The following is a 258-nucleotide window of genomic DNA, read 5'->3' as shown; positions in this document are numbered from 1 at the left end:
CCCGCACCCACACGAGCAGCGCGACGGCGAGCACGCTCATCACACAAAAGGCCGCGCGCCAGCCGGTCCACGTGCCGAGCAACGTCCCCGCGGGCACGCCCAGCGAAAGCGCGAGTGGCGTCCCCGCCATCGCCACGGCAATCGCCGCGCCCTTGCGATGCTCGGGCACCATGCGTGCGGCGTAGCCCGCCAGCAGCGCCCAGATCAACCCGGCAGAAACACCGGCGATAAAACGCGCGACCAGCGTCAGCGCGTAAC

Annotated in this window: 1 protein-coding gene; it reads right to left on the bottom strand. The window is 70.9% G+C overall.

Translation table 11 applies throughout. The features are described 5' to 3' along the window. On the bottom strand, positions 1–258 hold a 258-nt coding region (locus tag SB771_RS35565), incomplete at both ends, for an MFS transporter (RefSeq protein WP_410722114.1).

It is taken from the genome of Burkholderia sp. SIMBA_051 (genome assembly GCF_046534915.1).
In the GTDB taxonomy this organism is placed as follows: Bacteria; Pseudomonadota; Gammaproteobacteria; order Burkholderiales; family Burkholderiaceae; genus Burkholderia; species Burkholderia ambifaria.
The sequence above is the reverse complement of the archived record's forward strand: the minus strand, read 5'-3'. Positions and strand labels throughout refer to the sequence as shown.